Origin of the sequence: Apilactobacillus sp. EABW-1NA (assembly GCF_030398685.1) — a bacterium.
Lineage (GTDB): Bacteria > Bacillota > Bacilli > Lactobacillales > Lactobacillaceae > Apilactobacillus > Apilactobacillus waqarii.
In genome coordinates this window covers 13,494-36,298 of the sequence record NZ_JAPDKO010000014.1, presented here as the reverse complement: position 1 = coordinate 36,298, position 22,805 = coordinate 13,494, and the positions used below count along the sequence as shown (strand labels likewise).

Genomic DNA, 22,805 nt, shown 5'->3' with positions numbered 1-22,805 from the left:
AATATCACTTTGAACATTACCGAAACCATTGTTAAGACCTTCTCCAAAACCATTCATGATTGCATTACCGTGTGGAATAAGTAAGGTTCTATCGTATGATATTGGACCCTTATGTTGCTTAATCCAATTACCAATTCCACCAATAAAGTTTTTACCGGCTTCCCATGCTGATTTCATACCGTTAATTAAACCATTGATGATTGCTGAACCGGCTGAAGCTAGTCCACTACCGATACTTCTAACAGTATTTACGGCACTACTGATAAAACCACCTACAATGCCCGGAATGGTACTCATAGTTGATCGGATAGAACTAACGATACCGTGGAAAATAGTAGTTAAGGTTGTATATAATGCCCATGCACCTGCAGCAACTGCAGATAATCCGGCACCCACAACCATTAATGCAGCACCAACTAAGAATAGTCCTGCGGCTAAGATAACAGCACCGACACCTAAAACAATAGCGGCGGCACCTGCTACAACCATAGCCACACTAGCGACTAATAAGCCGGCTGCGAATACAACTAACAATACTCCTGCTACTGCTGCTAAACCTGCAAAGACAAGGATTGCAACACCTAGCAAGGTAATGTTTAATGCTGCCATTAATCCATAGTTAGCAATGTTTGGTAATTGAGTAGCTAGCATTGTCATACCTGCTGCCATTAGCCAAACTGCAGCACCAACTAATAGCATAGCGACACCGAAGATTACAAATCCAACTGCTCCAGCAATCATTGCTGAACCCGCTACCGCTACAACGATAGCTAGTGCAGCTATTAGGACTATCATTCCAGCAAAGACCGCAATTGCTCCCCAGCCTGCTGATGCAAGTTGAATTGATGCTTGAACCATAATCCACATACCTGCAGCAATTACAACAATTGCAACGGCTGTGATTAGTAGTGCAGTTCCGAACTTAATCCACTCCATAGCTCCACCTGCTGGTGGTGTTGGTGCTTCTGGTACTTTTGGAGTTTTTGGAACTTCTGGAGTTTTGCTTTTACCAAACATATCACCAAAACTAAATGATTTAATGGCTTTGATGCCGTTCCAAACTTTGACAATTGCTACAATTGCAGCAATTGAACCAGCTAGATAAGCAATAGCACTAGCAACATTCCTGATTAAACCGGGGTTCATTGAGTTAATCCATTGGAATAACAATACCAATCCAGTAATCACAATACCTTTCATGCTAGCTTTTAAGATAACGATTGAAGCAGCGAATAACTTAATCGTGTTAGGGTCCATCTTTGCAATAGCTTGGTAGAAACCACTGATAACATTGGTAATTCCACCGATTGTGTTACCTACTAATGTTCCAATAGTCTTAAATCCACTGAATTTTGAATTGCTACTTCCGAAAATACTATCTACAACGTTAGTGATAGCATTACGAAGGTTATTGTAGTAACCAACAATTGAGCTAATCATGCTAGAATCTCCAATCCCTTGGAAGAATTTAGATCCAGCCTTTGCTACATAGTCATAAGCAGAACCAACATCATCAATAATTCTTTGTAATACCTTAGCTGATTTGTCGGCCATGCTTGTCATATCGATATTACCAATCTTGTCGATAATGCCCGATATTGCGTCAATACCGACTTTACCAACCTTATCAAAGGCGGGTTGTAAGGTATTAGCAGCAGTTTCACGAAGACCGTCCATAGCTTGACCTACTGTCTTATATGTTGTTGCCATCTTGGTAAATTGTTTATTAGTACCAGTTTTAGCAACCGCATCTAAGAATTTTTGAGTTTCTAGTTTACCGCCTTGAACATCTTTTACTAGTTGTCCCGCCGACTCATGCATTGTTCTAGCAACCGCAGCAATACCGGCTGGAGTTTGTTCTAGCATTAATCTAAAGTCTTGCCATTGGACCATTGGTTTAGAAGCCATTTGAGTACCTTGTTGTGATAAGGTCTTCATAGCTTGCACCGGGTCAGTAGCGGCCGCAGCTAATCCACCGAAACCTTTAACTAAGCTACCTGCATTCTTAACCCCAACAGCAGCTAATTGACTATATGTTGATGCCATATCACTCGAACTATAAATAGTGTCTTGAGCATATTGTTGCATGTCTTTTCTAGCTGCCGCAATTTGGTTCTTACTCATACCTAGCATTGCCATGTTCCCGTTAAACGTTTGCCATGCAGTCGAAGACTCGTTCAGCTCTCCTACCATTGACCGCAATTCACCGGTAATCCCACCAACTACTTTACTAATACCATTAGCAGCTAATGTTGCTCCTGTCATAGTCTTAAATAGTGAGTTGGTTCGGCCTAAAGTGTTGTTAAATTGTTCATATGGTTCAATTGGTGGTTTTGGTGAATTACCAATACCGCCCATCTTATCCTTTAGTTTGCCTAAGGCGTCTCCAGCTTTGTTCAAACGATCATAGAATTTGTTTAAGGGGTCTGAAAAACCATCTCCTATTTTGATATAACTTTCTAAAGTTGCCATTTTTATTTTTCACCCCCTTTCTAGTTGTTAAATTTTATATGTATAAGAAAAGCACGCTTTTAACGTGCATCTCTTTCAGCTTTTCTTTTTGCTTTTTCTTCTTCCTTAATTCGGATATCGATAGCAGCAATAATCAAAGCCTTTTCTTTCTTATTCATTTCAGCCCATTCAGTGGGTCTGAAGTGATATTCATTAAGACAATATAGGTAATAAGAAAAATCTCCATTACCTGTCTTAATTATTTTTTTGCTTCGTCAACGTCATCTTCGATTGAAGTTTCAAATCCTGAAGCATCTTGAATTGCCATTAGTAAGTCAGTGTATTCACCAGCTAGTAACATAGCTTTAGCAGTACCAACTGGATCAGCAATTGTGCCGTAGTTTTGTTGTAACTTTTGACTGTTTAAATCTGGTGATACAATCGCAGCACTAACCATAGCATCAGATAGCTTGTCTTGGTCTACACTTTTTTGAACTTGTTGAGTACGTCTATCTTTTGTTACTTTGGTGCATTGCTTACGTAATGCTTCCATTTCTGCATTAGTTAATGGTTTGATTTCAAAAGGTGATTTAAAGCGGTTGAATTTAACCTTAACGTTTTCAACTTGTTCAACATTTTCTTTAAGAAAGTCATCTACTGATGTTTCTTGTCTTTGTTGGTCTTTCACTTCTTCTTGAGCTTGTTCTTCTGGGTTCATAATCTAAAAACTCCTTGTTATTTGTTAAATTTATCGATTAGGTCGACATCTTCAAAAGTAAAGTCAGTTTCAAACTTCATGATACCGTCATCAGACTTTAAATCACCTAATGGTAGGTTATCTAGTGAAACTGAACTTAGTAAGATAGTTTGGTTACCTTGCTTTTCGTTACCATAGTATGTTGTAACGATGTTAAAACGTTGTTCTTGTCCGGTTCTCAATGAATCAATTTCATTTGAGATTAGATCACTGTTAGTAATGTAACCGGAGATTGAACCAGTTCCTTCCCAACCAACATATTTGTGGCGTACGGCAAAGTTGCCTAATGTATTTACCTTTTCTTTTGACTTTTTAACAGTTGCTTTGAATTCTGTACATTCAGCAAATGGAATGTTTTGTCCGTTACGTTGGAAGAAAACACGTGCTGAACGTGTGGAGATGGTTTGTTGGCCGTCCCCTAAATCGTTTAATGGTTGTACCATGTTTTTAGCTCCTTTCTACCTATCTAGTTACCGTAATGGTGTTGTATAGTTTTTCCATGCTGTCGACTGGAGTAACTGAATAAGTCATTACAACAGTGTCATCAGCATTACCCTTAGCAATTGCTAAATCAGCTTGGTCGAAGTCGCCAATAATGCCATCAGCAACTAGTTGTTTGAAGTAAACAGTAACGCTAGACTTCAAAAGGTTACGTCCGTCATCGTTGTTAGTAACTTGACCGATGTAGCCATTTTCAAACAAGTTTTCAATGTGATTTGCAATTTCATCTAATGCTCTAAGTTCACGGTTCTTATGGAATTGTGAGCTCTTTGAATCAGTAAATGTTGTTAAGGTATTGATATCTTGTTCAATAACTACTGAACCATCACGTCTTGCAGTAAATACGATGTGTCCCGCATTTAAAGCCTTAATGATTTGTTCTTGTGATTTAGCAGGATAAGGAGCTTGAACTCCGTCATATTTCACATAAGTTAGTGATTGATTAAATGGTACTGATGCGGACTTACCTGCAAACCATGCTGATGCAATGGAAGGAGTAACAATAGTACCGTCTTCGTAAATAACACCATTTTCGATTACAGATACCGCTTCATTGTCATATTCAGTAGTTGAATATGGAACCACGGCAGTAACCTTGTAACCTTGGTTGTTACGTAGGTCTTCGACTAATTGAGCTAAAAGACCATGAATTTTGTCAGCTTCATCAAACCCAGCAGTAGTTGCTACTTGGAATTGTTCGGTTTGTAATGCTTGTGATAATGCGTTAAATTGAGCGTCTGAAGTAGCAGTAGTTGAGTTACCACCACTTAAACGAACTGATTTTTCGCCACTGATACTAATTGATTGAGCCTTAGAAGCATCAACTCCAAAAGTAACGTAGTCGTTATCTTGAATCTTTTCAGCGTGATCAACTGGAATGATTTGTGTATCAACAACTTCAGTTCCGAAGATAGTCTTAACAATCACACTTGATTGGTTAGTAATGCTTTGTACTAAGTCGATAGTAATGTCATTACCTTTAGCACCTGCATAACGTGCTTTGATGTTAAAAGGTAGTGAGCTATCGTTTGCACTAGCTGGAGTACCAGCATTTACGTTAACTAACTTAACGTAAGTAGCATTTTTCAATGCTTCACTGATTGTGATAGCACTTGCATCGTGAACTGAAACCCCGATTAGTGCTTTAAAGTCGGAGTCTGATGTTAATGTGATAACACCATTGTTACCCCAACCATAGTTGACACCGTTTAGTAATAAAACAGTGCCACGGTTGTTGTCGGTAATCGCCGGTTTGGCACTTTTAACATTAATGTAAGCACCGGGGCGAACCTTGTTGTATGCGGAAAATGTTCCACCTGCCATTATTCTTCCACTCCTTTAAATTGATTAATTTTAGCTTGAGCTTCTTCTTGTGTGATTTTTTCAGTGTCTGAAACCACCATTCTAAGAATTGCTCTGTCGACAACAGAAAAAGAACCGTAGTCAACAAGAGCTTGCTTGCTGTACAACGGTTCTTCTTTTTCTACTGTTTCAACCGGTTCAACCGGCTTTTCTTGGACGTTTTCTGTTGCAGGTTCTGGTGTCTTATCCGTCTTAACTTCTGAACTTGCATCAGATTGCGTCTTGTCTTGCTTGATTTCTTCAGTTTCGTCCAAAAAAATCACTTCCTTTCAATATTTACGTTTTTAATTCTACTTCCATCAACTTTTGGTGCCACATAGCCGATTAAATCAAAAGTAAATACCAAACTGTTATCAGAAACGACAAAGTTGCGATTGAAAACGTCATTGTTTCCTAACTTTAGAAAATCGACGATCAGTTTATCTTGAACTTCTTGAATGTCATCATTTTCGTGATAATCTCTTGGAAAATAAATCACTTGGCAATTGTAGGTAATGCCATGGATTAAATTTAATTGTGCTTTACTTCTAATATTGACCACCGGAATGAAAAAACTATTCTTTTCAAAACCGGACTTAACGTTCTCACGGTAAATCGTGGTATCTTCACCGAATATTTCTACCAATTTGCTAGTGATAAGCGTTGTAATGTCGTTCATATTAATCACCCATTAGCTCTCTTAGGTTCTTGTCGAAGAACCCTTTTAAATCATTGTTAATCTTGTCGTTAGCATCATCTAAAGCGTTCTTATTCATAAATCTACCGTTAACCCAACTACCCGACCTTGTTCGATGTCCGTTTTCAACAAACGAAGCATAATCTTGGTCATTGCTAATCTTGACTGACAGTTGACGTGATGTATAAGTAACACCCGATTTGCTCCAAGCTCTACGTAATGTCCCAGTTTTAACTGGCGTAGTCTTAACAATCGTATTAAAAGCAAATGTGGAGATGTCATTGAGCTTATCACTTGTTTCAGTTAACAACCTACGGGTCTTAACTTCACTACCAACATGTTCAACGAACTTCTGGAAGGCTCGGTCATCTATTTCAAAATCACTCATGCTTTATCGTCCAAGACCATTGCTACTTCTTGATGTGTAGTGTAATGAGCATAACCACCACTAGCTAGTCGGTAATTAGTAACGTTACCGTTAATGTCAGTAATGTTGATATCGGCTCCTTGCGGAATCTTTATTCCATTACTGATTAGTAGCAGTGAATTGTACTTCACTTCATCGAAGAATGATTGATTACCGCCGTTTAATGTTTTCTTAACAACCTTACAAGGTTCGTCAGAAACGATAGTGGTATCAACCATCTTAGTTATGCCACGACTATCTTTACTTTTAACAGTTCCGATGATCGTAGCTTTATCACTCCACATTTTTTTAACAATATTTACATTGCCTTTAATCATGGTAGCTTTCTGAACCTTTGCAAGATTGGCGTGAAGTTGTCCGTAATTGTATTAACTGATTGTAGTTGTTGGTAGATTTGCCCTTTTGAACGGAAAGTATAGCTGACATCACCTTCAGTAAGGCTTTGTAGCCTCTCATCTTCATCAGTTTGTGATGGAAGAACACCATGTGTATTAATATATTGATTTACCATTCCTAAGATGGAACCATCTAGGCGTTCGGGTATATCGTTAATATCGATATTGCAGTAATTAGCCACGTCATTAGCAACTTTATCAATTACATAATCGACAATCTGCATAGCGTCCTTATCTTCCCTGTCCTTATCGGATATGAATAGTAGAACTTCGTTTTTGATTGATGCCTTCCTTGGAAACTCTAGCATCTAATCACCTACTTTATTTGCCGTCAGTAGTAGCAGCAGGTGCAACAACTGCAGCGTAACCTTTAGACTTGTTCTTGAACATAAATACGTCAGCGAATTCTGATTCGTAGTATAGGTAGTTACCTTGAGTAAGTGCTGATGGTTCTTGTAGTCCGGCGAATTGGTACTTGTCTGGAGCAACATGCACACCTTCAGCAATTAGGAACATTTGAATTTGTTGTGAACCAGCTTTGTCTGCTGCACCAACAGTAAAGTCGTAGTCAGTCTTCATACGGCTTGATGGAACAACATTGATAGTTACATCGTCCAATGAATGAACTGTTCTTTGAATATCTCCGCTACCATTTGCCATTGCAAAACGGTTAGTAATTTGAGCATTCTTCAATAGTTCGTTAACGGCTGGAGTGATGTATAGAGTTCTAGTTCCTTGAACTTCTGATTCGTCCATTGCAGTCATCATCTTGTCAAATTGACGTAGTACGTTTTGTTCAGTTAGTTGGACGTTGATAATACCATCACTATCAGCACCATCTAGGCGAACCTTTTCCTTGAATAGTTTTGAGTACATGTACTTGTCTTGTTCAGGTACTTTTAGGTTACGGTTAAATTCGTCTGTAATCTTTGAGATAGTTAGAATACCGTTGGTGTCATCTACATCTCTTTCATCTACTGATGTTTCCCATTCGCGATCGAATGCTAACTTGAAGTCTTCCCAATCGTTTGAGTAGTCAGCCATCTTGCCTAAAGTAATGTTGTTACGGCTACGGTTTCTACGTCCGTCCTTAACTGATACTAAAGGTACTTTAACGTGGTTAGGACCGTCCCAACGTAGTGAGTTGTTAGCTGGTGTCTTCCATAGTGAGTCTGATGTTCTAATGTCTGCGTAGGCTTCGTCAACTGCTTGTCCGTAAGCCTCAGCGTAGTTTAATAAATCTGCCATAATTTAAAATCTCCTTTTATTCTTTTGGTTTTACTCCCCAGTTTGCAAGGAAAGCGTCCTTATCACTTAGGCCACTGTTTGAGTTGCCCACTGGTTCGTAGTTAGTATTTGTTCCTTTGTCGAACATGAAGGCATTATCCTTTTCGATGTTGGCAATTTGGTCGTCTAGGCCTTCTAATTCGCCTTTATCGTTAAGTTTGATGTTATCCATGTCTAGCAGTGCTTTAACTGCCTTGGTGTTACGTGCTTTGTGTCCCGCCAAACTTGTATCAATTGCACTATTTAGCTTCATGGAACTAATTTTGCTTTCAAAGTCGGTCTTAATTTGCTTGTTTTCATCTTGAAGGCTTTTAATTGTGTTTTGTAAGTCTTCGTTGTCCTTAGTAGACTTTGACAAGCTCTTTAAGTCCTTTTCATTCTTAGCAACTTGCTTAGATAATTCTTCGTTTTTGGTTTTAAGTTCGTCATAATCGGCGTATTTTGACTTAAAACTTTCAACGTCAGTACCATGTATCTTCATAATGCTGTCTACTTGTTCAGCAGTAAGTCCTAGGTCTTTCAATTCTTCACGTTTCATAGTGTGATCACTCCTATCTCGTCATTTTTACGTGTGAACGAACACAAAATTAGGTATAAAAATAAGCAGTTTAACGACATACTTAGGTCGTAATATTAAGCTGCCATTGCTTTCCACTGATTAAAACTCATCTCTTGTACTATATTGCCATTTGCCCAACGTTTAACGACTGCTGGTGATGTCGATATATGTGGCACTGTAGTACATCTACAATAAGGGTGGATAAGCGGATAATTCTCGCCGGGAATGCGGTCAGTCATCTTAAAGATTTGACCGTTTAACCCGCTACAAATATCACAAGTCCGTCTCTCGAACGTTGAAACATATTCATATTCTTCAATGCCCTGTGATTTGTAGCTCTCGGCAGTTGCTTCTTCTTGAACATGCCCTAATTCAGTAACTACCAGCCGATGAATGTGCTTTGATTGCACTCCTGCAAAACGTTCACGAAAATCACGTTGTATCTTGCCATAATTAGCACCAGTTAGCGTGTTTCTTAGCATGCTATCCATCAATTGACTAGGTAATTCTTCTACATAGTTACCCCACAATCGTTGTGAGAAGTTTTTTTTAACTCCGTCATCTTTACTCCATGGTTTGCTTAGCACATGTCGCAATTTGTCAGTGTTTAAAGTAGCAAAGTTTGTATCAAATACACCTTTATAATCTTGAATGTTATAAATATCATGCAAATAGGTATGTTGGTATTCCGATACCATCTCATCTCGCATTTTGAACTTCTCTACACTAAACAACTCTGTTGCTTGTTGCTTTAATTGGCTTTCTAATTGATTCAATCGTGCTATTTGTGATTTAAAGTATTCTGCATCTAATTCTTTGTCATAACCACCTTCGATTGCTTTCTTCTTAAACTCTTCCAGCGTCATGTCAAAGTGCTTATACTCGATCTTGTCTAGCATGTCAGCAACATCTTTTATCGGCAATCCAAATTCAGAAGAAAAACGGCCATACCATTGCTTAATATCTTTATCGTAGATATCTAACAATTGGTTTAGCCGTTTGTTTAATTCTTCTTCGTACGTTTGTTGTGATTTTATCGATATTGCTTTCTCTTGAATAAATCGTTGTAGCCAGTAATCTTTGCTGTTCATTATTCATCAGCTCCATCGGCTGCTTTATCAATTGCTTTCTGGTTGCTATAACCATCAGCATTAATTTTTTCGTCCGCTAAATGTTCAAGTTCGGCGTCAACGTCATCAACAAATGGATTTGCACGTGCAATAGACCACTCTGACATATAAGGTCCAAGTGCTTGTAACGCTTGAGCTCGTTCTAATTCATCTTGAATAGCGTTCTTAATCCATGTTTGACTGACGTTTCTAGTTTCCCAATCTTTTACATTTAAATAACGTAAAATAGCTCTGATTAAAGCTCCCAGACCTTGTCTGAAGTTCTTTTCAGTAGTCGTAGCTTTCAAGTCTAAGTGAGCATATAACCCTTTGATTGCTTTACCGGATAAAGCACCGTTATCCATAAACTTATCTGGGTCGATACCTTGGCCTTCGTCAAATATCTTCTGCTTAGTAATCTCTAGCATTGTTTGACGGGCTTCAACCGGAATCTCGATTTGCAATTGGTCGACATCTCCATCGGTATCGACTTTAATAGCCTTATAGGTTCTTAAAGCGTCCATGAATTCGTCTAAATTAACACCGCCATAGCCTTTTAAGACCATTAGCGTTTGTTGAATGTCTTGTAAATCGTTAGCAAAGCCGTTATAAACCTTGTCATAAACATCAATAGTGCCTTTGACTTTGTCTAATTCGGGCTTTTCATACATGTTTTTACGGAATTTAATGAAAGGCACACGTCCTAAACCATGCTCGAACACGTTCCCAACGCCTGAAGTCTCATTAGTTGATACATCAACGATGTCGAACTGATTATAAGGTGAGAATGTAGCATTGTTATCGACAACATAGCTTGTACAAGTCGTATCGTCCCAATACTCAATGATTGTGTTGTAAGTCTTTGATGATTTAGGGTCAGTGTTTAACACTTGATAAACCCTTTCAACTGCTACAACTTCATTCTCAAGGTTATCGGCATAGATTGGATAAACCTGTTCGGGTGTTACAATGCCATATTTAAAATTGCCATTACTATCAATCCAATAATGAATCCAGCCTACACCAGCATTACTTACATCAATAATCAAGTTTTGCATCGTCAAAGCTAGGCTATCACCTAAAACCATCTTAATTTTTTGGTTTAATTCATCGTCCCCAACGTCAATTGAAGGGTCATTAGTAGCTAAGTAACCGGCTTCTTGGTCTACTAAAATTTGATAAAAATTACTAGAAACTCGGTTGTTTGCTTTACGAATTGGATCGCGTTTATCTTTCTTAGCATCATCGGCTTGTTGCTTAGCTTGTTCAATGTTGGTTAGCGAACCAGTTCTGCTAATAAGGTTACGACCTTTGTAGTAGTTTACTGATTCTTTGTATTTATTATTTACTTCACTCAAATAAGTTGAAGTGTTGCTGTATAGCGATTGAATATCACTTACACTTATTGCCATGGTATGAAGCCCCCCTTTCTTGTTTCACTTTCTAAAGCATACCTAGTTGCGTCAATGCAATGGTCTTGGCCATCTGGGTATTCCGCTTTGAAGTTACCATTACTATCTTTCTCTAATTCATAACTCGAATATTCCCTTGCAGCATTCGGACATTTACCCGGGTCAATTGTGATTTTGCGTAAATCTTGCAAGAATTTAAATCCTTGAGAACGACTGTCCGGACCTTTCTTAGCAGGAACCAGATTTAATCCGTAATCACGGAATTCGTGGATAGTTCTAGGTTCGGCACTATCACAAGTGATGTAGTCGTTCATCTTGTTTACCTTCTTAATGTTAGCCACTGCATCACGATTACTCATCGCAACTTTGTAAATCTCACCATAGATATATAGATGCCTGTGTTTTCTATCATAAGCAAGCATTACATAAGCTAGCGGGTCAGATGCAAACCCAAAGTCAAGACCACGATACTTAATATCGAAGTTATCAATTTCATCTTTGGTGATCTCACGAAGTTCAATGTTCTTGAAGACTTCAGCACCTGTCCCGGTAACTTTACCAAGGTATTCATGTTCGTAAGCTGTAGGGTTATCCTTCTTTAATTGTTCAGCGTCCGCAATAAATTCTTTACCTAACCATTCGGGCGGTACCGTTAAGTAGGTAGATGAATTAATGATTGTATCTTTTCTAACGCCTTGATTTGCACTTTCTTGGTTAACCCAGTTGTTAACGCTAGCTGGTGGGTTATAACTATAGAAAGTTTGAATATTATCTCCACCACGGTTTAAGGATTGATTAATACTTCTGATTTCTTCAAAGCCTTTGAACTCAGCAACTTCTTCGTAATGTTTAAACTTCATATAACCATTACGGAACTTCTGAGATTTAATCTTCTCGGGTTTATCAGCACCTTTGAACCGAATCTGTTGTCCAGTCGGTAGATAAGTTAACGTTAACGGACTGACCGAACCTTGCCACAAATGCGACACTTGAAGTTTATCGATCGCCCATAAATATTGGTCGTAAACAGACTCACGTAACGTACTAGCAACCTTACGAAGAACAACCGCATTAGCATTTGGATCGCTCATAATACCTAGAATGATTTCTATTGATATAAATGATGATTTAGTGCTACCACGTCCGCCTTTCAACCAGTAGTTAGCGTGTTTACTAGCTTGTATATCTCGATGCAAACCATAGAACGATGGAGCAATCATCTCGGATAACTTAGGCATCGTTATCACCTTCATCAGTTGGTACGTCATCAATAATTTTGACTGGGGCGATATTAGCATCAATTGACTTCTTATCTGTCCAAATTGCGTAACTCTTACCAATTAGTTCGGCTGCTTTGTTTCTATCTTTGGTTTGCGTTCTAATACGATAAACCCCGGAATTGGTTGCGACTTCGTCTTCTTCTTCGCCCCGCATAACCTTAGTTAGATAGCTTAAGACTTCCTTTTCATCGGCAATATCGTTTTCTGATATGATTTGTCGATGTTCTTCCAAGCGTTCCTTAATATAAGGGTGTTTTAAAAGTTCAGAACCTTTAACGCTAGCAGTCTTAGGACTGAAACCAGCTTTCTTAGCTGCTGCAGTAGCGTTTTGCGTTTTAATATATTCATTTACAAACTTATCGTATTTCAATCTAGTTGCAATTGCTAATGCCATTAATATCACCACCTTTCATATTGATTAAAGCCAGTTGCTAGACTTGCACTAGCTGATTAACTTGTAACTGGCATAAGGTGGCGTTAACCACCTTTATTGTTGTTTTTAATTAAAAGGAAATATACATATTTCAGATTACAAATATATATAATTTATTTTTTGCCCCGAAGGACAACAGGTAATGAAGGAGTCGAACCCACGTTAACAGATTTGGAATCTGTTGTTCTACCGTTGAACTAATTACCTTTTTTATGATTGTGAAAAATTACTAGCAATGATCTATTTAAACTGCCAAAAATAACTAAAATTTGGCAAAATAAAAACGCTACAACCATTGATATAACAATGGTTATAACGTTTTTTTGTTTTCTACTTTACATAAGATATATTATCTGAAGTAGACGTATAAATATTGATACACCGGCGTTTGTATGCACCGGTAGAAAATTTCACAAACTTAATTGTGAAAAGCAGGCTTGTGAAGTAGGTTCACAAACTTTTGTTTATAATATTTTAGTTATTATTTTAATAACTTATAAGATTTATTTTTGAGTGCTAAAGAAATAGTCAATGATTTTACTTTATCGATGACATAAAAAATAATTAACAACTCTTCTTTCGTAAAACGCAAAGAATTATCAATCCTGTATTCATCTCCAAAAAAATCGTAACCAATTATTATTGATATTCTTTTATCATCAGTTTCAATTTCTGGAGCAGGTGCAGTTATAAACATATCTTCACCATCGAACGAACACAAGTATCCATATTTTTTAGATAGATCATTGTTTAGTTTAATTAGCATATCTCGTAGTAATTCGGGGGACAAGTAAAACTCAGATTCAATACCATTTTCATTCAAGTGCAATGTATATCCATTATCTAATACGCTTGAAAATAGTGGCCTTAATTCATCTTCTTCAAACATCGTCAACACTCCAATCATTTATAGATGCTTTCTTTATAGCACATTAGTTCTCTTAACTCAAATTAATGTCCAAATAAAAAGCAAGCCACAATAGCTTGCTTGGGTGTTAACTCAGATGAGCGTAGAATATATCATTCCCCGAATTCTTCTACAATACAATATTACCATGTATAAAGCGTCGTGATGTACCACTTTTGTACCAATTTACTTTTCTTCACCAAATTCTAGGAATTCCAGCTCTAAATTGCTGATTACTTCATGTTTGAATGCTGCAAATGCTCGATAGAAACTCATACTTGGAACATTTTGTTCACGTAATATTCCCCGTAGTGTTTTAAATCTAGCTTGATTATAAAAGTAGTAACGTCTAATCACTGATAAGTATTCCGGCTTTAAATGTGTGCATGCTGTATAAATTGCATTCTTTTGTTCAACCAATCGTCTGATTATCCTATCTTCATCAATTGTGATAATCATAGATTCGATGGGGTTTGTAATCTTATTAGATTTACCACCTCCCACGTTTTCATCTTGTTCGATCCATGGGTGTTCGATTTCTTCTCTGCGTTTCTCTACATATTCATCAATTTTAGGATAATCGAACAACATCTTATCGATTATTCCATCGGTTAACTTCTTCAAGTGTATACTCCCCTTCGCCATTGATTTTGTTCAAAGCTCGAATAATTCTATCAACTTGCTTTGTCTTCGATTTCTTAAAATTGTTTTCAAAAGATTTTCTTTTAAAATCTTCTAGCGTAAAGTCTGGATAAATTGTTTCTCTGAAAAATTTAGCTTTATTTTTATAGACCTTACCCGACGACATTAACTGGCTCGCATAGTCTTTAGTGAATTTTTCAAATCCTTTATGTTTTTTTAATTCTTTTACTAAGTCATCTAGGTTATATGCAGAAACTTCTTCATTTTCTTTCAATAACTCTGCTGAGTAACGTGTTGTTGGTCTAACACCATAAAGCCACATAACATTCCCAATAAAAGATCTTATTAAATCGAATTCATCTGACAATTCTGAGATAGACTTATCTTTTTTTCTGCTTAAATATATTTCATAGCAAAATCTATAATCATATCGTGAAAAACCGCTTCTTGCTTTCTTTATTTTGACTTTTTTCTTTGGAACCCTGTTTATACGTTCTCTGATAATTTTCAATTTAACGTTATCTTCTGGAACTTTATTCAGATTACCGTACTTATGTTCAAGCTCTGCAATCAACTTGTAGTGAAAGTCAGTCAGTAACATCATTCTCACTCCTTATCCGCTTCAATTCATTTATTTCATTAACTAAATCGTTTTGATAACCTTGTTCCTTTAGTCGATAGTTAAGTAATTCAATTCGATCGCCGATAAACCTATTCAAAACTAAATTTTCTAAGTATTGGTTAGCTTGCTCTGATAATTTAGGCGTCATCTTCATCACTCACAATCTTAATTGCATCTTCTGGACTTCGTGCAACACCGTATAATACCGGCATGCGTGAAGCGAATCTCTGAAAAGTTATTTGCTCGGGACGTAATCGTCCGATTTCATTTTTCACTTCAATAAAAAACATTTTTCCGTCCTTATGTCTAAATCCGAAAAGGTCTGGATAACCTTTTGGCAAGCCGGTGTCAAAAACTCGACCGTTAGGCAGTCTGATCTTTCCGACATTTGCTCTAAAAATTGTGCAGCCGTGTTGACTGACTGCAACACGTATTTTATTTTGAATTTCATGTTCTGGTGTAATATTTTTGATGTTTAACACTCCTTAACGTGTGGACAACACACTATAATCACATGTTATTTTAACTACGTGTGTGTGCTTAAATTATTGTTATATCAACGTCTGTAAGGACTACAACACATCAACACATGTATACTCGGCAACTTTTATTTCTTACCCCTATATACCCTATATACCTATATCTATATAATGTTATTAATTAACATGTGTTACATGTGTTATACATAGTTAAACTATTGATATCATTGAGATTAGATATCACACAAGTAACGTTTTTTACATGCGTTGTACATGTGCATGTCGTGTTGTCCTTAGCTAGTTTTCTTTAATTGTTAATTGATTAATTATTAGTTATCGCAATTGTCATCATCTAAATAGCATGCTGAAATATATAACTCATAATCTGGATCGCCTTTCATGCTCAATACTTTATCAAGGGCTTTATCTATTCGAGAATAGACCCCGCAAATATAGCTATCGTCTAATTCGTCTGTTCTTTCAGCTTCTACTACATATACTTTCATACTTCAAATTCTCCTTTTAAATGCGTTTCCAACCACGGGCACGTTTACCGTTAAATGTAATGTTTTCGGACTTTTGGAATTCTTTATTGCTGTTCATAATCAAACTAATTTTCTTCCCATAGTTACCACGGCTTGCATTCATAACGTCCTTACCACTAATGTTTAGAACTGCTTGAATAATTTCCTTCGTGCTAACCTTTGATAGCTTATCCATATCATCAATATTGACTTTGTTAGCGTTCCTATCAGTTGGTTCGGTGTTGCCGTAGTATTTAACGAAGTAATTACGTTTTTGGAAAGTGGTATATTCGTCCCAGTTGAACGGTACGTACATATCTAAGTAATCGTTGATTTCTTGTTCCAATGGATCTTCAACCACATTACTTTCTTGAACTTCTTCCAACGTTTCCTTAGTCTTATCAGTTAAGAATAATTCTTCACCATTTTCAAAGTAGTGTTTTGCTTCAGCTAGCAATTGTAAGATGTATTTTTTTGAGATGTTAAAAACATCTTTAGTAGCTTCATTAACACCACATTCGATTGGCAAGAATCTACGATTCCCGGTTTTATCTTTTAAAAACTCTGTCTCGTTTGTAGTTCCGATAAATACACAGCGTCTAGCATGGTCTTCGACTGTACTAGCGTAAGGTGCTTTATATTTATCGATTCTGGTTGATATAAACGCCTTAGTTCCTTCAATTGCTGTCTTACTCATTGCCGAAAGTTCAGCAACTTCGACTATCCAGTTATCTTTAATTAACATCAGATTATCTTTGTTAACGCCGGACAATGAAGGTAAATTATCTAAAAAATAGTCGGGACAAAGCGAATTACATAATGTCGACTTTCCAATGCCTTGGGAACCAATTAAGACTGGCATCAATTCAAATTTAATTCCCGGAACTAACGCTCTAGCAACCGCACCTACCAACCATTTGCGGGTTACTTCTCGAACATATTCATTGTTTTTAGCTCCTAGAAAATCGATGAAGAAAGTCTCAACCCTTTCTTCGCCGTCCCACGTCTCAGCATTGATACGATCTAAAACAGGATTAAAGGTCAACTTTAACGCTGCTTGACGTAATCCACGCATGAAAACATCATTTTTAAAAGCAACGTGATATTTGCTCTCAATCTTATCCATGATGATGTCTGTATAAATATCGCGGTAGCTGCCTTTCTGTATCATCAAGTCATCAATGTTTTTAATTACGGCAACAGACTGGGTAAAATTGTTATAAGCAAATACATTTGGAAAATCATGTAAGATAATTTTTTTAACGTTTTTCGGCGAATTTTGTTTCAAACTACCGTCAGAAGTGGTTTCAAAATCTTCATTTTTAATTGGAAGATTTGTAATCTTTGACGCTGTCTTCTTTATATCTTCCGGTAATTCCTTCATTCTTAAATTTCACCCCTTCGCCTAAGTTCTTTATTCAGAACAGATTTAAATGTTGCGTCTAACTCGCTTGTTGGTAATGGATCATTGGTATTATCGTTAGCAATCAGTGCCAAGTTATAAGCAACCTGCGGACTGACACTTCTAAATAACAAACCACCGACAAAGTGAGTTAAGTTATCGTTACGTCCACCGTTATCTCCAAAGCCTTCTACAATAGTTTCAAATAGCAGTGTTGTTTTAGTCTTCATTGGTTTAAAGTCAGTAAAATCAACATCGGTATGATTACTATGTTTATTGATTTCTTTAATTAAACCTTTTGGTGCATGAACCATTGGTTTTTGGTTCAACCATTCGTAACTACGTTCGCCAATTGATGATGGAGCAACCACTACATAATTGTTTTGGTGTGCTTTAATGTCGACACCATCAAGGAATCCAATGTTTTGACGAACTTCCTTTTCGTTTCGTTTTAGAAAAAACAATTGCTCGCCACCGCCGGCTGTCTTTTGTGCTAATGTCTCGGGTAAGTCTTTACGATAAGGTTCAATTGATTTAAACCCATCAGCACCGCCTTCGTGTCGGTCAATATCGACAACAAAGAATTTGTCAGTTCGCAAAGCAATATTTGCAAATGGATATTTTTTCCAAATATTTTTTATTTCATCAACCGTCAAAGCGGGTTGATCGGCAAATTTAATCAGCGGTTTCTTGTCTTGCATCGGCAAAACTGACATACCAGCTTTAGCATAAGCAATTGCATAATTTACTAAGTTCTTCATCTGTGTTAACCCCCTAATAGGCCTTTCACCCTATCCGGACAATTGCAGTTGCCGTCTGTTGCTTTGATTATTTAATGTCGTATAGTCTCTCTGAAGTTAGCTTTTGATAAACTTTTTCAGCTTGGCCTCTAGTTAACTTAATTCCATCGACTTCGATAATGTCTTCATCGAACCAGTCTTCAAAAGAGTGTTCAAGTGCATATTTACTAATCCAATACATCTCTTGCCAATTCATAATATGTCCATTTGATGCGAGTAAGATTTTTTTATTTAACTTATCAAATGCAGTAATGCTCCATTCTTGATTGGCAATTTTATAACAAACTCTAAACGTTCCTTCGGGATATTCTGATAACTTATAATATCCTTCACCTTTATCTGTTTCATTTAACTTTTTAACTAAATCTTCTAAAGTTTTCATTTGTTACTTCCCCCTTGATAATCGAATGGTTCTAAATCAAACCGACATGCAAACATGTTTGCTTTGTAATAGTCCATTTCTTGGTCGCTTGTATCAGAGAAAAATCTAATCACATTTTCATCTTCTTCAATATGTGAAAAATCTTCTGATGAATATTCTACTTGAGCTCCGTTAATAAACTGCATTTCAATGTGTTTAACATTGGTTATTTCTCTACTTGAACCCGCTTTAAAAAGTTTTGCAATTTTTCTCATTATTTAACTTCCGCCTTCCCTAGATCCACAATCTTCGCCATGTTTTCAGGTAAGTTATACTTTAGTTCTTCAATTTCACTTTCAGTAAATATAAATTCATCTTTTATAAAGTCTCTTTCGGATAATGCAAGCCGAACACTCAAGCCGCATTCTGTTTTCATATAAGCAGATTCCCACTTCTGAATAGCAGAAGGTTCTAACTCCTTCCCAACAATGATGTTGTATTTCTTTTCTGGTTCATCAAACCAATGGTCTTTATCAGTGTTGTAAACAAAATCCATAATGTCTTCTTGAACTTGATTATGCATAGATCCTAACCTTGGATAAATGCTCCAATATGGTTGTTGTTTTGCGAAGTCGAATACCGTTGAGTCATCGCTTGATTCATTTCTCGCATAAAGGAGATAGTTATTATTTTTACCTTTTCTAATATAGAATTCGCCGTATGCTACATAGTTATTTAACTTATTAACTAAATCTTTAATTGTTTTCATCGTTGTTCTCCTTCAAGTAGTCAATCAGCATGTCTAAGCTGTTAACATCGTCAATTGCTCGTTGTTCTTCATCGGTAACATCTTCTGAATGCGTTCTGAAGAAGTTGCTGAAGTCATCTAAGTCATCGGCAATGTCATTTAACATACCGATGATATTTACTTCATCTTTTTGCATAGCTGTTCTCCAATCGTTTAGAATGGTAAGTCTTCATCGTCAATTTCGATTTGGTCGCCGTTACTAAATGGTGTTTCACCAGCTTCTGGAGTTTCTACCTTTGTTTCGGCTTCATCGAATTCGTATTCTTTGTAAGGATTGTCTGGATCTTTCTTGTTTTCTCTTGTCTTGATAGTTAAGTGAACTAGTTTACCAATTTCTGGGTGAATCAATTCATTTAATTTTTCATGAATGTCAGTTTCATTTGGCAATAAAAATACTTCTGGTGAAACTGTTACCCCCATTAATGCTCCTAACTTCATTACCATTCTGGCATTACGGTCTAAAACGAAGTCTGGAATTGGTTTACCGTTCTTAGAAACTTCTGCGAAACTTGTATTGATAAATTCTTTTTGACCTGCACGGTCGCCGGAAACAACGTTCAATGTAACTGCAAAGCAGTCAAATCCACTTTTGTAAACTTTGTGTTCTGCGTTTTCAACCATTACTTCATATTCACCAGCAGGTAGTCCGTTCATGTTGCTTACATTAATCTTGTCGTTCTTTGCATCAAAGTTTTTTAAATCGTTTGCAATATCTTGTAGTCCCATAGTTATAATCTCCTTTAGTTAACCTAATTATTTGTTTGTAGTTTTAGTAGTAGTTTCTGGCTTTGCTTCTGGTTTAGCTTCACGTTTGAACAAAGCACCCGGAATTGATTTCAAAATTCTAGCAATTTTGGCGTCCTTAATGTCATCGACATAGTATTTTTTACGAATGTCGGTAACGGTCTTCATGTAATTCTTACCAATTTTTTGAGTGTGAATTACTAGATCGCAATTTCCGTTTACCAAGTTGTAGTATTTAGTTTTAAGACTTGGTACTTCCTTAACGTTACTTTGGTTATTGTCTTCAGTTACGTAGTCAACACGTGATACATAAACAATGTTTAAACCTAGTGATTTAAGGTTTAGAACGAAGTTACTTAAAACCGTGTTGAAGATTGCGTAACCCTTACCATAACCAATGTCAGCTAATGCAGTAACGTTGTGAGTTTCGCAAACTGCTTGTTCGATTAGTTGGCAAACATCATCAATAACATCAATCACAATAGTTTTGTATTGGAAATCTGCATTGTGGTTTTGTGCTTGTAATTCCGCCATGATTTCATCGATATCAGTTAAGACACTTCGTTTTAACTTGCCGTCTTCACCTTTGATATTTCTTAATTGAATATTTGGGAAAGGATTGGCCAAAGCGTTACCATCGGTATTTAAAAATAATGGTGATGGAAAATGTTCAGCTAAGTAACTTTTCCCGCTCATAGTTGCTCCGTAAATGAAGAAGTTCTTTGGTACATCTACTGTTTGCTTGCGTTCATTTTTTGGTAAAATACTCATTTTTTATTACCGTCCTTTTTATGTTTAAATTGATTCCAAATCACTCTGATTTCGCTCGCAACAATAATCGCTGCAAATGCAATTAAAAGTGCGATCGCTTCGTATTCAATCATCGTATTCTTATCAGTCCTTTTTGTTTGGCTTGGTAGAAAACCCAGCCATCTTTATAGTTGTGCAGCTTTGCATAGGCTTTTAATTCCGCCATGCTTTTTAAATCTGCAGGTGATTTTCCGATGATGTTCTTGTAAACTTCATCTTTCATCATCTTCTGTAATCTGATTGTTCTTGCCTTCTTGCGTTCTTGTATTTTTGTCAATTCAGCATTTTCATCGACATCAATTTCAGCTTTGTTTACCTTGAGTTCGGCGTGGCAAACTGGGCATTCATTTCCGATTCTGTAGAAAGTGCTAAAACATTGACTACATACCGTAACAGGAACAACATCAGTTTTTTTCTTTTTGCTGCGTTTATTTTTACTTTTCAAAGTCCAATGTCGGTCTTGTGTTGGTAGCCCAAAACGTTCGACATTACCAACGTGATCGATTATCTTAGCTGTTTTTCCTTCACGGTAATTCATGGACCGCATTGCAAATTGAAGATATAAACTAAGCGATTGCGTTGGTCTTAGTTGAATAACCGTATCAACACCGGGTAAATCTAAACCTTCGGTGAAAAGTTCTACGTTAGTTAGAACCTTAATTTTTCCATTCTTAAAATCAGTGATTATTTGTTCTCTGTCTTGTGCATCAGTTGAACCATCAACTTCAACTGCTTTAATTCCGCTTTGATTAAACTCGTCAGCTAGCTTTTTAGCACTGTCCACGCTGTGGCAGTAAGCAATGGCGTTCGTCCCCTTAGCTATTTTCTTATAATGCTTAACGGCGTCTCCATATATCTTTGGCTTGATTGCTTCATCAATTGATTTATTACTAAATTCACCCTTTCGTGTTTTTAGTAACTTCTCATTGATAGATTTAGGTGCGTAGTAATCAACTGGAGATAATCGTTTGTGATCGATTAACCAACTGACTTGCTTTCCTTCAATCAACCCATCGGCGACTTCTTCAAATCCTTGTCCACTCATTCGATAAGGTGTAGCCGTAAACATCAGCTTAATAGCATCTGGGAAGTTATTAACAATTCTCATGTAGCTATCAGCTAAAACGTGGTGAGCTTCATCAATTAGGATTAAATCTGGTTTATCTAGCTTGCTAATTCGGCGGGTAAACGTTTGAACCATTCCAACTTTACATAAATCCATATTTACGCCTTGCTGTTTAAACGTCTGAATTACCTGTTCAACGATTTCTATGCGGTGAACGATAAATAATACTCGATTACCTTTAGCAGTCGTCCTACGGGCGATTTCGGCCATAATAACGGTCTTCCCTGTCCGTGGTGGTTGTTGTACCACTAGGCTTCGTTTACCTTGTTTTAGCTCGCTATATATATTGTCAATGGTCTCTGATTGGTAGTCCCTAAGCTCGAACATTATTTAATGTTTAAACTTTGGTACTCAGTTAGTTCTGCACCGTCAACTTCAATACCCGAAGCGATATCTTTTCTAATATCTGACTTTGATATCTTTGGTTGTTGTGGAACTAAGTATTTATCACTGATTTTAGTTTCATCTAAAATAGAAACTCGTTTGTTGTTACGTAATTTAATGGTAAGAATTGGATCATTAATTGTCTTAACGTCAACCAACTTCATAGCGTCTAACATTATGCCTTGTAGATAATCAATCTTTGATTCCATTGACTTTCTACGTTTGGCCAAACGTTGTTCTTCAGCTTTGATTGCGTCAACGTCAGACTTAATATTTAAGACAACCTTGCCATAACCTATTAACTTGTCTTCAAAGTCATGTTTGAAGTCGATGCTATCTAAAGTGTCATTTAACAACTCATCATCATTTTCAATCATGCTTTGTATCTTCAAGTAGGTATTCTCTAAGTCATATAATCTAGCCATGTTGTATCAATTCCCCTTTTGATGTAGAATTGAAACAATAAATTGAATAGCAAATCATTTTATTTCTTGAGTCCAGAATTCCCTCAAATTCTGGGCTTTTTCTGTGTAACAATTTGAACATC

Annotated in this window: 30 protein-coding genes and 1 tRNA gene; all 31 read right to left on the bottom strand. The window is 36.8% G+C overall.

Translation table 11 applies throughout. The annotated features are described in order from the left end of the window. Positions 1-2,472 (bottom strand): tape measure protein (locus OEZ61_RS05330; RefSeq protein WP_290047113.1); only part of this gene is annotated, 2,472 nt, incomplete at its 3' end. A 238-nt stretch (positions 2,473-2,710) separates the two neighbouring features. After that, on the bottom strand, positions 2,711-3,169 hold the full coding sequence (locus OEZ61_RS05325) for a hypothetical protein (protein ID WP_290047112.1): 459 nt from the start codon (positions 3,167-3,169) through the stop codon (positions 2,711-2,713). Positions 3,170-3,186: 17 nt separating this feature from the next. Continuing rightward, the gene (locus tag OEZ61_RS05320) at positions 3,187-3,651 is read right to left on the bottom strand and encodes a phage tail tube protein (RefSeq protein ID WP_290047111.1); all 465 of its coding nucleotides are present in this window, start codon (positions 3,649-3,651) and stop codon (positions 3,187-3,189) included. A 19-nt stretch (positions 3,652-3,670) separates the two neighbouring features. Beyond that, entirely contained in the window at positions 3,671-5,032 is a 1,362-nt protein-coding gene (locus tag OEZ61_RS05315; protein WP_290047110.1) for a phage tail sheath C-terminal domain-containing protein, read from the bottom strand. Continuing rightward, complete coding sequence (locus tag OEZ61_RS05310) at positions 5,032-5,325, bottom strand: hypothetical protein (protein WP_290047109.1); 294 nt, start codon at positions 5,323-5,325, stop codon at positions 5,032-5,034. Before OEZ61_RS05310 ends, OEZ61_RS05315 begins: the two co-directional genes overlap by 1 nt. Positions 5,326-5,330: 5 nt before the next feature. After that, positions 5,331-5,729 (bottom strand): DUF6838 family protein, encoded by a 399-nt coding sequence (locus OEZ61_RS05305; RefSeq protein ID WP_354669368.1) that lies wholly within the window; start codon positions 5,727-5,729, stop codon positions 5,331-5,333. Position 5,730: 1 nt separating this feature from the next. After that, complete coding sequence (locus tag OEZ61_RS05300; protein WP_290047107.1) at positions 5,731-6,135, bottom strand: HK97 gp10 family phage protein; 405 nt, start codon at positions 6,133-6,135, stop codon at positions 5,731-5,733. After that, positions 6,132-6,458, bottom strand: coding sequence for a hypothetical protein (locus OEZ61_RS05295; RefSeq protein WP_290047106.1), 327 nt, complete (start codon positions 6,456-6,458; stop codon positions 6,132-6,134). The genes OEZ61_RS05300 and OEZ61_RS05295 overlap by 4 nt, the downstream gene beginning before the upstream one ends. A gap of 29 nt (positions 6,459-6,487) precedes the next feature. Further along, positions 6,488-6,877 (bottom strand): hypothetical protein, encoded by a 390-nt coding sequence (locus OEZ61_RS05290; RefSeq protein WP_290047105.1) that lies wholly within the window; start codon positions 6,875-6,877, stop codon positions 6,488-6,490. A 13-nt stretch (positions 6,878-6,890) separates the two neighbouring features. After that, a complete protein-coding gene (locus OEZ61_RS05285; protein WP_290047104.1) occupies positions 6,891-7,817 on the bottom strand; it encodes a capsid protein in 927 nt (308 codons plus the stop codon). 16 nt (positions 7,818-7,833) lie between these two features. Continuing rightward, positions 7,834-8,394 carry a phage scaffolding protein gene (locus OEZ61_RS05280; protein ID WP_290047103.1) on the bottom strand — a complete coding sequence of 187 codons (561 nt, stop codon included), beginning with the start codon at positions 8,392-8,394 and terminating at the stop codon, positions 7,834-7,836. A 95-nt stretch (positions 8,395-8,489) separates the two neighbouring features. Continuing rightward, positions 8,490-9,506: a minor capsid protein gene (locus OEZ61_RS05275; protein ID WP_290047102.1), complete on the bottom strand. Its 1,017-nt coding sequence runs from the start codon at positions 9,504-9,506 to the stop codon at positions 8,490-8,492. Next, a complete protein-coding gene (locus tag OEZ61_RS05270) occupies positions 9,506-10,936 on the bottom strand; it encodes a phage portal protein (RefSeq protein WP_290047101.1) in 1,431 nt (476 codons plus the stop codon). The genes OEZ61_RS05275 and OEZ61_RS05270 overlap by 1 nt, the downstream gene beginning before the upstream one ends. Then, positions 10,927-12,189 (bottom strand): PBSX family phage terminase large subunit, encoded by a 1,263-nt coding sequence (locus tag OEZ61_RS05265; protein ID WP_290047100.1) that lies wholly within the window; start codon positions 12,187-12,189, stop codon positions 10,927-10,929. Before OEZ61_RS05265 ends, OEZ61_RS05270 begins: the two co-directional genes overlap by 10 nt. Continuing rightward, on the bottom strand, positions 12,167-12,610 hold the full coding sequence (locus tag OEZ61_RS05260; protein WP_263501214.1) for a terminase small subunit: 444 nt from the start codon (positions 12,608-12,610) through the stop codon (positions 12,167-12,169). Before OEZ61_RS05260 ends, OEZ61_RS05265 begins: the two co-directional genes overlap by 23 nt. A 175-nt stretch (positions 12,611-12,785) precedes the next feature. Beyond that, positions 12,786-12,856 (bottom strand) — tRNA-Trp (locus OEZ61_RS05255). 274 nt (positions 12,857-13,130) lie between these two features. After that, positions 13,131-13,538, bottom strand: coding sequence for a hypothetical protein (locus OEZ61_RS05250; protein WP_290047099.1), 408 nt, complete (start codon positions 13,536-13,538; stop codon positions 13,131-13,133). Positions 13,539-13,742: 204 nt separating this feature from the next. After that, complete coding sequence (locus OEZ61_RS05245; protein WP_290047098.1) at positions 13,743-14,180, bottom strand: hypothetical protein; 438 nt, start codon at positions 14,178-14,180, stop codon at positions 13,743-13,745. Then, on the bottom strand, positions 14,149-14,799 hold the full coding sequence (locus OEZ61_RS05240) for a hypothetical protein (RefSeq protein WP_290047097.1): 651 nt from the start codon (positions 14,797-14,799) through the stop codon (positions 14,149-14,151). Before OEZ61_RS05240 ends, OEZ61_RS05245 begins: the two co-directional genes overlap by 32 nt. A gap of 158 nt (positions 14,800-14,957) precedes the next feature. Then, complete coding sequence (locus OEZ61_RS05235) at positions 14,958-15,284, bottom strand: VRR-NUC domain-containing protein (protein ID WP_290047114.1); 327 nt, start codon at positions 15,282-15,284, stop codon at positions 14,958-14,960. Between the two features lie 344 nt (positions 15,285-15,628). Continuing rightward, the gene (locus OEZ61_RS05230; RefSeq protein ID WP_290047096.1) at positions 15,629-15,805 is read right to left on the bottom strand and encodes a hypothetical protein; all 177 of its coding nucleotides are present in this window, start codon (positions 15,803-15,805) and stop codon (positions 15,629-15,631) included. A gap of 16 nt (positions 15,806-15,821) precedes the next feature. Further along, complete coding sequence (locus OEZ61_RS05225; RefSeq protein ID WP_290047095.1) at positions 15,822-17,207, bottom strand: virulence-associated E family protein; 1,386 nt, start codon at positions 17,205-17,207, stop codon at positions 15,822-15,824. A 2-nt stretch (positions 17,208-17,209) separates the two neighbouring features. Then, positions 17,210-17,986: a bifunctional DNA primase/polymerase gene (locus tag OEZ61_RS05220; RefSeq protein WP_290047094.1), complete on the bottom strand. Its 777-nt coding sequence runs from the start codon at positions 17,984-17,986 to the stop codon at positions 17,210-17,212. A gap of 67 nt (positions 17,987-18,053) precedes the next feature. Continuing rightward, positions 18,054-18,407, bottom strand: a complete 354-nt coding sequence (locus OEZ61_RS05215; protein WP_290047093.1) for a hypothetical protein — start codon at positions 18,405-18,407, stop codon at positions 18,054-18,056. Then, entirely contained in the window at positions 18,404-18,661 is a 258-nt protein-coding gene (locus OEZ61_RS05210) for a hypothetical protein (protein ID WP_290047092.1), read from the bottom strand. Before OEZ61_RS05210 ends, OEZ61_RS05215 begins: the two co-directional genes overlap by 4 nt. Beyond that, on the bottom strand, positions 18,661-19,155 hold the full coding sequence (locus tag OEZ61_RS05205; RefSeq protein ID WP_290047091.1) for a hypothetical protein: 495 nt from the start codon (positions 19,153-19,155) through the stop codon (positions 18,661-18,663). The genes OEZ61_RS05210 and OEZ61_RS05205 overlap by 1 nt, the downstream gene beginning before the upstream one ends. Further along, complete coding sequence (locus tag OEZ61_RS05200) at positions 19,142-19,330, bottom strand: hypothetical protein (RefSeq protein ID WP_290047090.1); 189 nt, start codon at positions 19,328-19,330, stop codon at positions 19,142-19,144. Before OEZ61_RS05200 ends, OEZ61_RS05205 begins: the two co-directional genes overlap by 14 nt. 17 nt (positions 19,331-19,347) lie before the next feature. Further along, positions 19,348-19,920, bottom strand: coding sequence for a DUF669 domain-containing protein (locus OEZ61_RS05195; RefSeq protein ID WP_290047089.1), 573 nt, complete (start codon positions 19,918-19,920; stop codon positions 19,348-19,350). 27 nt (positions 19,921-19,947) lie between these two features. Continuing rightward, the gene (locus OEZ61_RS05190) at positions 19,948-20,709 is read right to left on the bottom strand and encodes an AAA family ATPase (protein WP_290047088.1); all 762 of its coding nucleotides are present in this window, start codon (positions 20,707-20,709) and stop codon (positions 19,948-19,950) included. Positions 20,710-20,818: 109 nt separating this feature from the next. Beyond that, a complete protein-coding gene (locus OEZ61_RS05185) occupies positions 20,819-22,201 on the bottom strand; it encodes a DEAD/DEAH box helicase (RefSeq protein WP_290047087.1) in 1,383 nt (460 codons plus the stop codon). Next, positions 22,201-22,683, bottom strand: a complete 483-nt coding sequence (locus OEZ61_RS05180; RefSeq protein WP_290047086.1) for a siphovirus Gp157 family protein — start codon at positions 22,681-22,683, stop codon at positions 22,201-22,203. The genes OEZ61_RS05185 and OEZ61_RS05180 overlap by 1 nt, the downstream gene beginning before the upstream one ends. Positions 22,684-22,805: the final 122 nt, after the last annotated feature.

Coding starts and splice junctions, on each gene's coding strand:
- OEZ61_RS05240 (WP_290047097.1), bottom strand. CDS start 14,799: ATGTTACTGACTGACTTTCACTACAAGTTGATTGCAGAGCTTGAACAT.
- OEZ61_RS05185 (WP_290047087.1), bottom strand. CDS start 22,201: ATGTTCGAGCTTAGGGACTACCAATCAGAGACCATTGACAATATATAT.
- OEZ61_RS05220 (WP_290047094.1), bottom strand. CDS start 17,986: ATGAAGAACTTAGTAAATTATGCAATTGCTTATGCTAAAGCTGGTATG.
- OEZ61_RS05320 (WP_290047111.1), bottom strand. CDS start 3,651: ATGGTACAACCATTAAACGATTTAGGGGACGGCCAACAAACCATCTCC.
- OEZ61_RS05195 (WP_290047089.1), bottom strand. CDS start 19,920: ATGGGACTACAAGATATTGCAAACGATTTAAAAAACTTTGATGCAAAG.
- OEZ61_RS05280 (WP_290047103.1), bottom strand. CDS start 8,394: ATGAAACGTGAAGAATTGAAAGACCTAGGACTTACTGCTGAACAAGTA.
- OEZ61_RS05205 (WP_290047091.1), bottom strand. CDS start 19,155: ATGAAAACAATTAAAGATTTAGTTAATAAGTTAAATAACTATGTAGCA.
- OEZ61_RS05210 (WP_290047092.1), bottom strand. CDS start 18,661: ATGAGAAAAATTGCAAAACTTTTTAAAGCGGGTTCAAGTAGAGAAATA.
- OEZ61_RS05285 (WP_290047104.1), bottom strand. CDS start 7,817: ATGGCAGATTTATTAAACTACGCTGAGGCTTACGGACAAGCAGTTGAC.
- OEZ61_RS05250 (WP_290047099.1), bottom strand. CDS start 13,538: ATGTTTGAAGAAGATGAATTAAGGCCACTATTTTCAAGCGTATTAGAT.
- OEZ61_RS05215 (WP_290047093.1), bottom strand. CDS start 18,407: ATGAAAACTTTAGAAGATTTAGTTAAAAAGTTAAATGAAACAGATAAA.
- OEZ61_RS05295 (WP_290047106.1), bottom strand. CDS start 6,458: ATGTGGAGTGATAAAGCTACGATCATCGGAACTGTTAAAAGTAAAGAT.
- OEZ61_RS05190 (WP_290047088.1), bottom strand. CDS start 20,709: ATGAGTATTTTACCAAAAAATGAACGCAAGCAAACAGTAGATGTACCA.
- OEZ61_RS05180 (WP_290047086.1), bottom strand. CDS start 22,683: ATGGCTAGATTATATGACTTAGAGAATACCTACTTGAAGATACAAAGC.
- OEZ61_RS05200 (WP_290047090.1), bottom strand. CDS start 19,330: ATGCAAAAAGATGAAGTAAATATCATCGGTATGTTAAATGACATTGCC.
- OEZ61_RS05225 (WP_290047095.1), bottom strand. CDS start 17,207: ATGAAGGAATTACCGGAAGATATAAAGAAGACAGCGTCAAAGATTACA.
- OEZ61_RS05315 (WP_290047110.1), bottom strand. CDS start 5,032: ATGGCAGGTGGAACATTTTCCGCATACAACAAGGTTCGCCCCGGTGCT.
- OEZ61_RS05260 (WP_263501214.1), bottom strand. CDS start 12,610: ATGGCATTAGCAATTGCAACTAGATTGAAATACGATAAGTTTGTAAAT.
- OEZ61_RS05265 (WP_290047100.1), bottom strand. CDS start 12,189: ATGAAGGTGATAACGATGCCTAAGTTATCCGAGATGATTGCTCCATCG.
- OEZ61_RS05290 (WP_290047105.1), bottom strand. CDS start 6,877: ATGCTAGAGTTTCCAAGGAAGGCATCAATCAAAAACGAAGTTCTACTA.
- OEZ61_RS05275 (WP_290047102.1), bottom strand. CDS start 9,506: ATGAACAGCAAAGATTACTGGCTACAACGATTTATTCAAGAGAAAGCA.
- OEZ61_RS05230 (WP_290047096.1), bottom strand. CDS start 15,805: ATGAAAGTATATGTAGTAGAAGCTGAAAGAACAGACGAATTAGACGAT.
- OEZ61_RS05305 (WP_354669368.1), bottom strand. CDS start 5,729: ATGAACGACATTACAACGCTTATCACTAGCAAATTGGTAGAAATATTC.
- OEZ61_RS05300 (WP_290047107.1), bottom strand. CDS start 6,135: ATGAGTGATTTTGAAATAGATGACCGAGCCTTCCAGAAGTTCGTTGAA.
- OEZ61_RS05325 (WP_290047112.1), bottom strand. CDS start 3,169: ATGAACCCAGAAGAACAAGCTCAAGAAGAAGTGAAAGACCAACAAAGA.
- OEZ61_RS05270 (WP_290047101.1), bottom strand. CDS start 10,936: ATGGCAATAAGTGTAAGTGATATTCAATCGCTATACAGCAACACTTCA.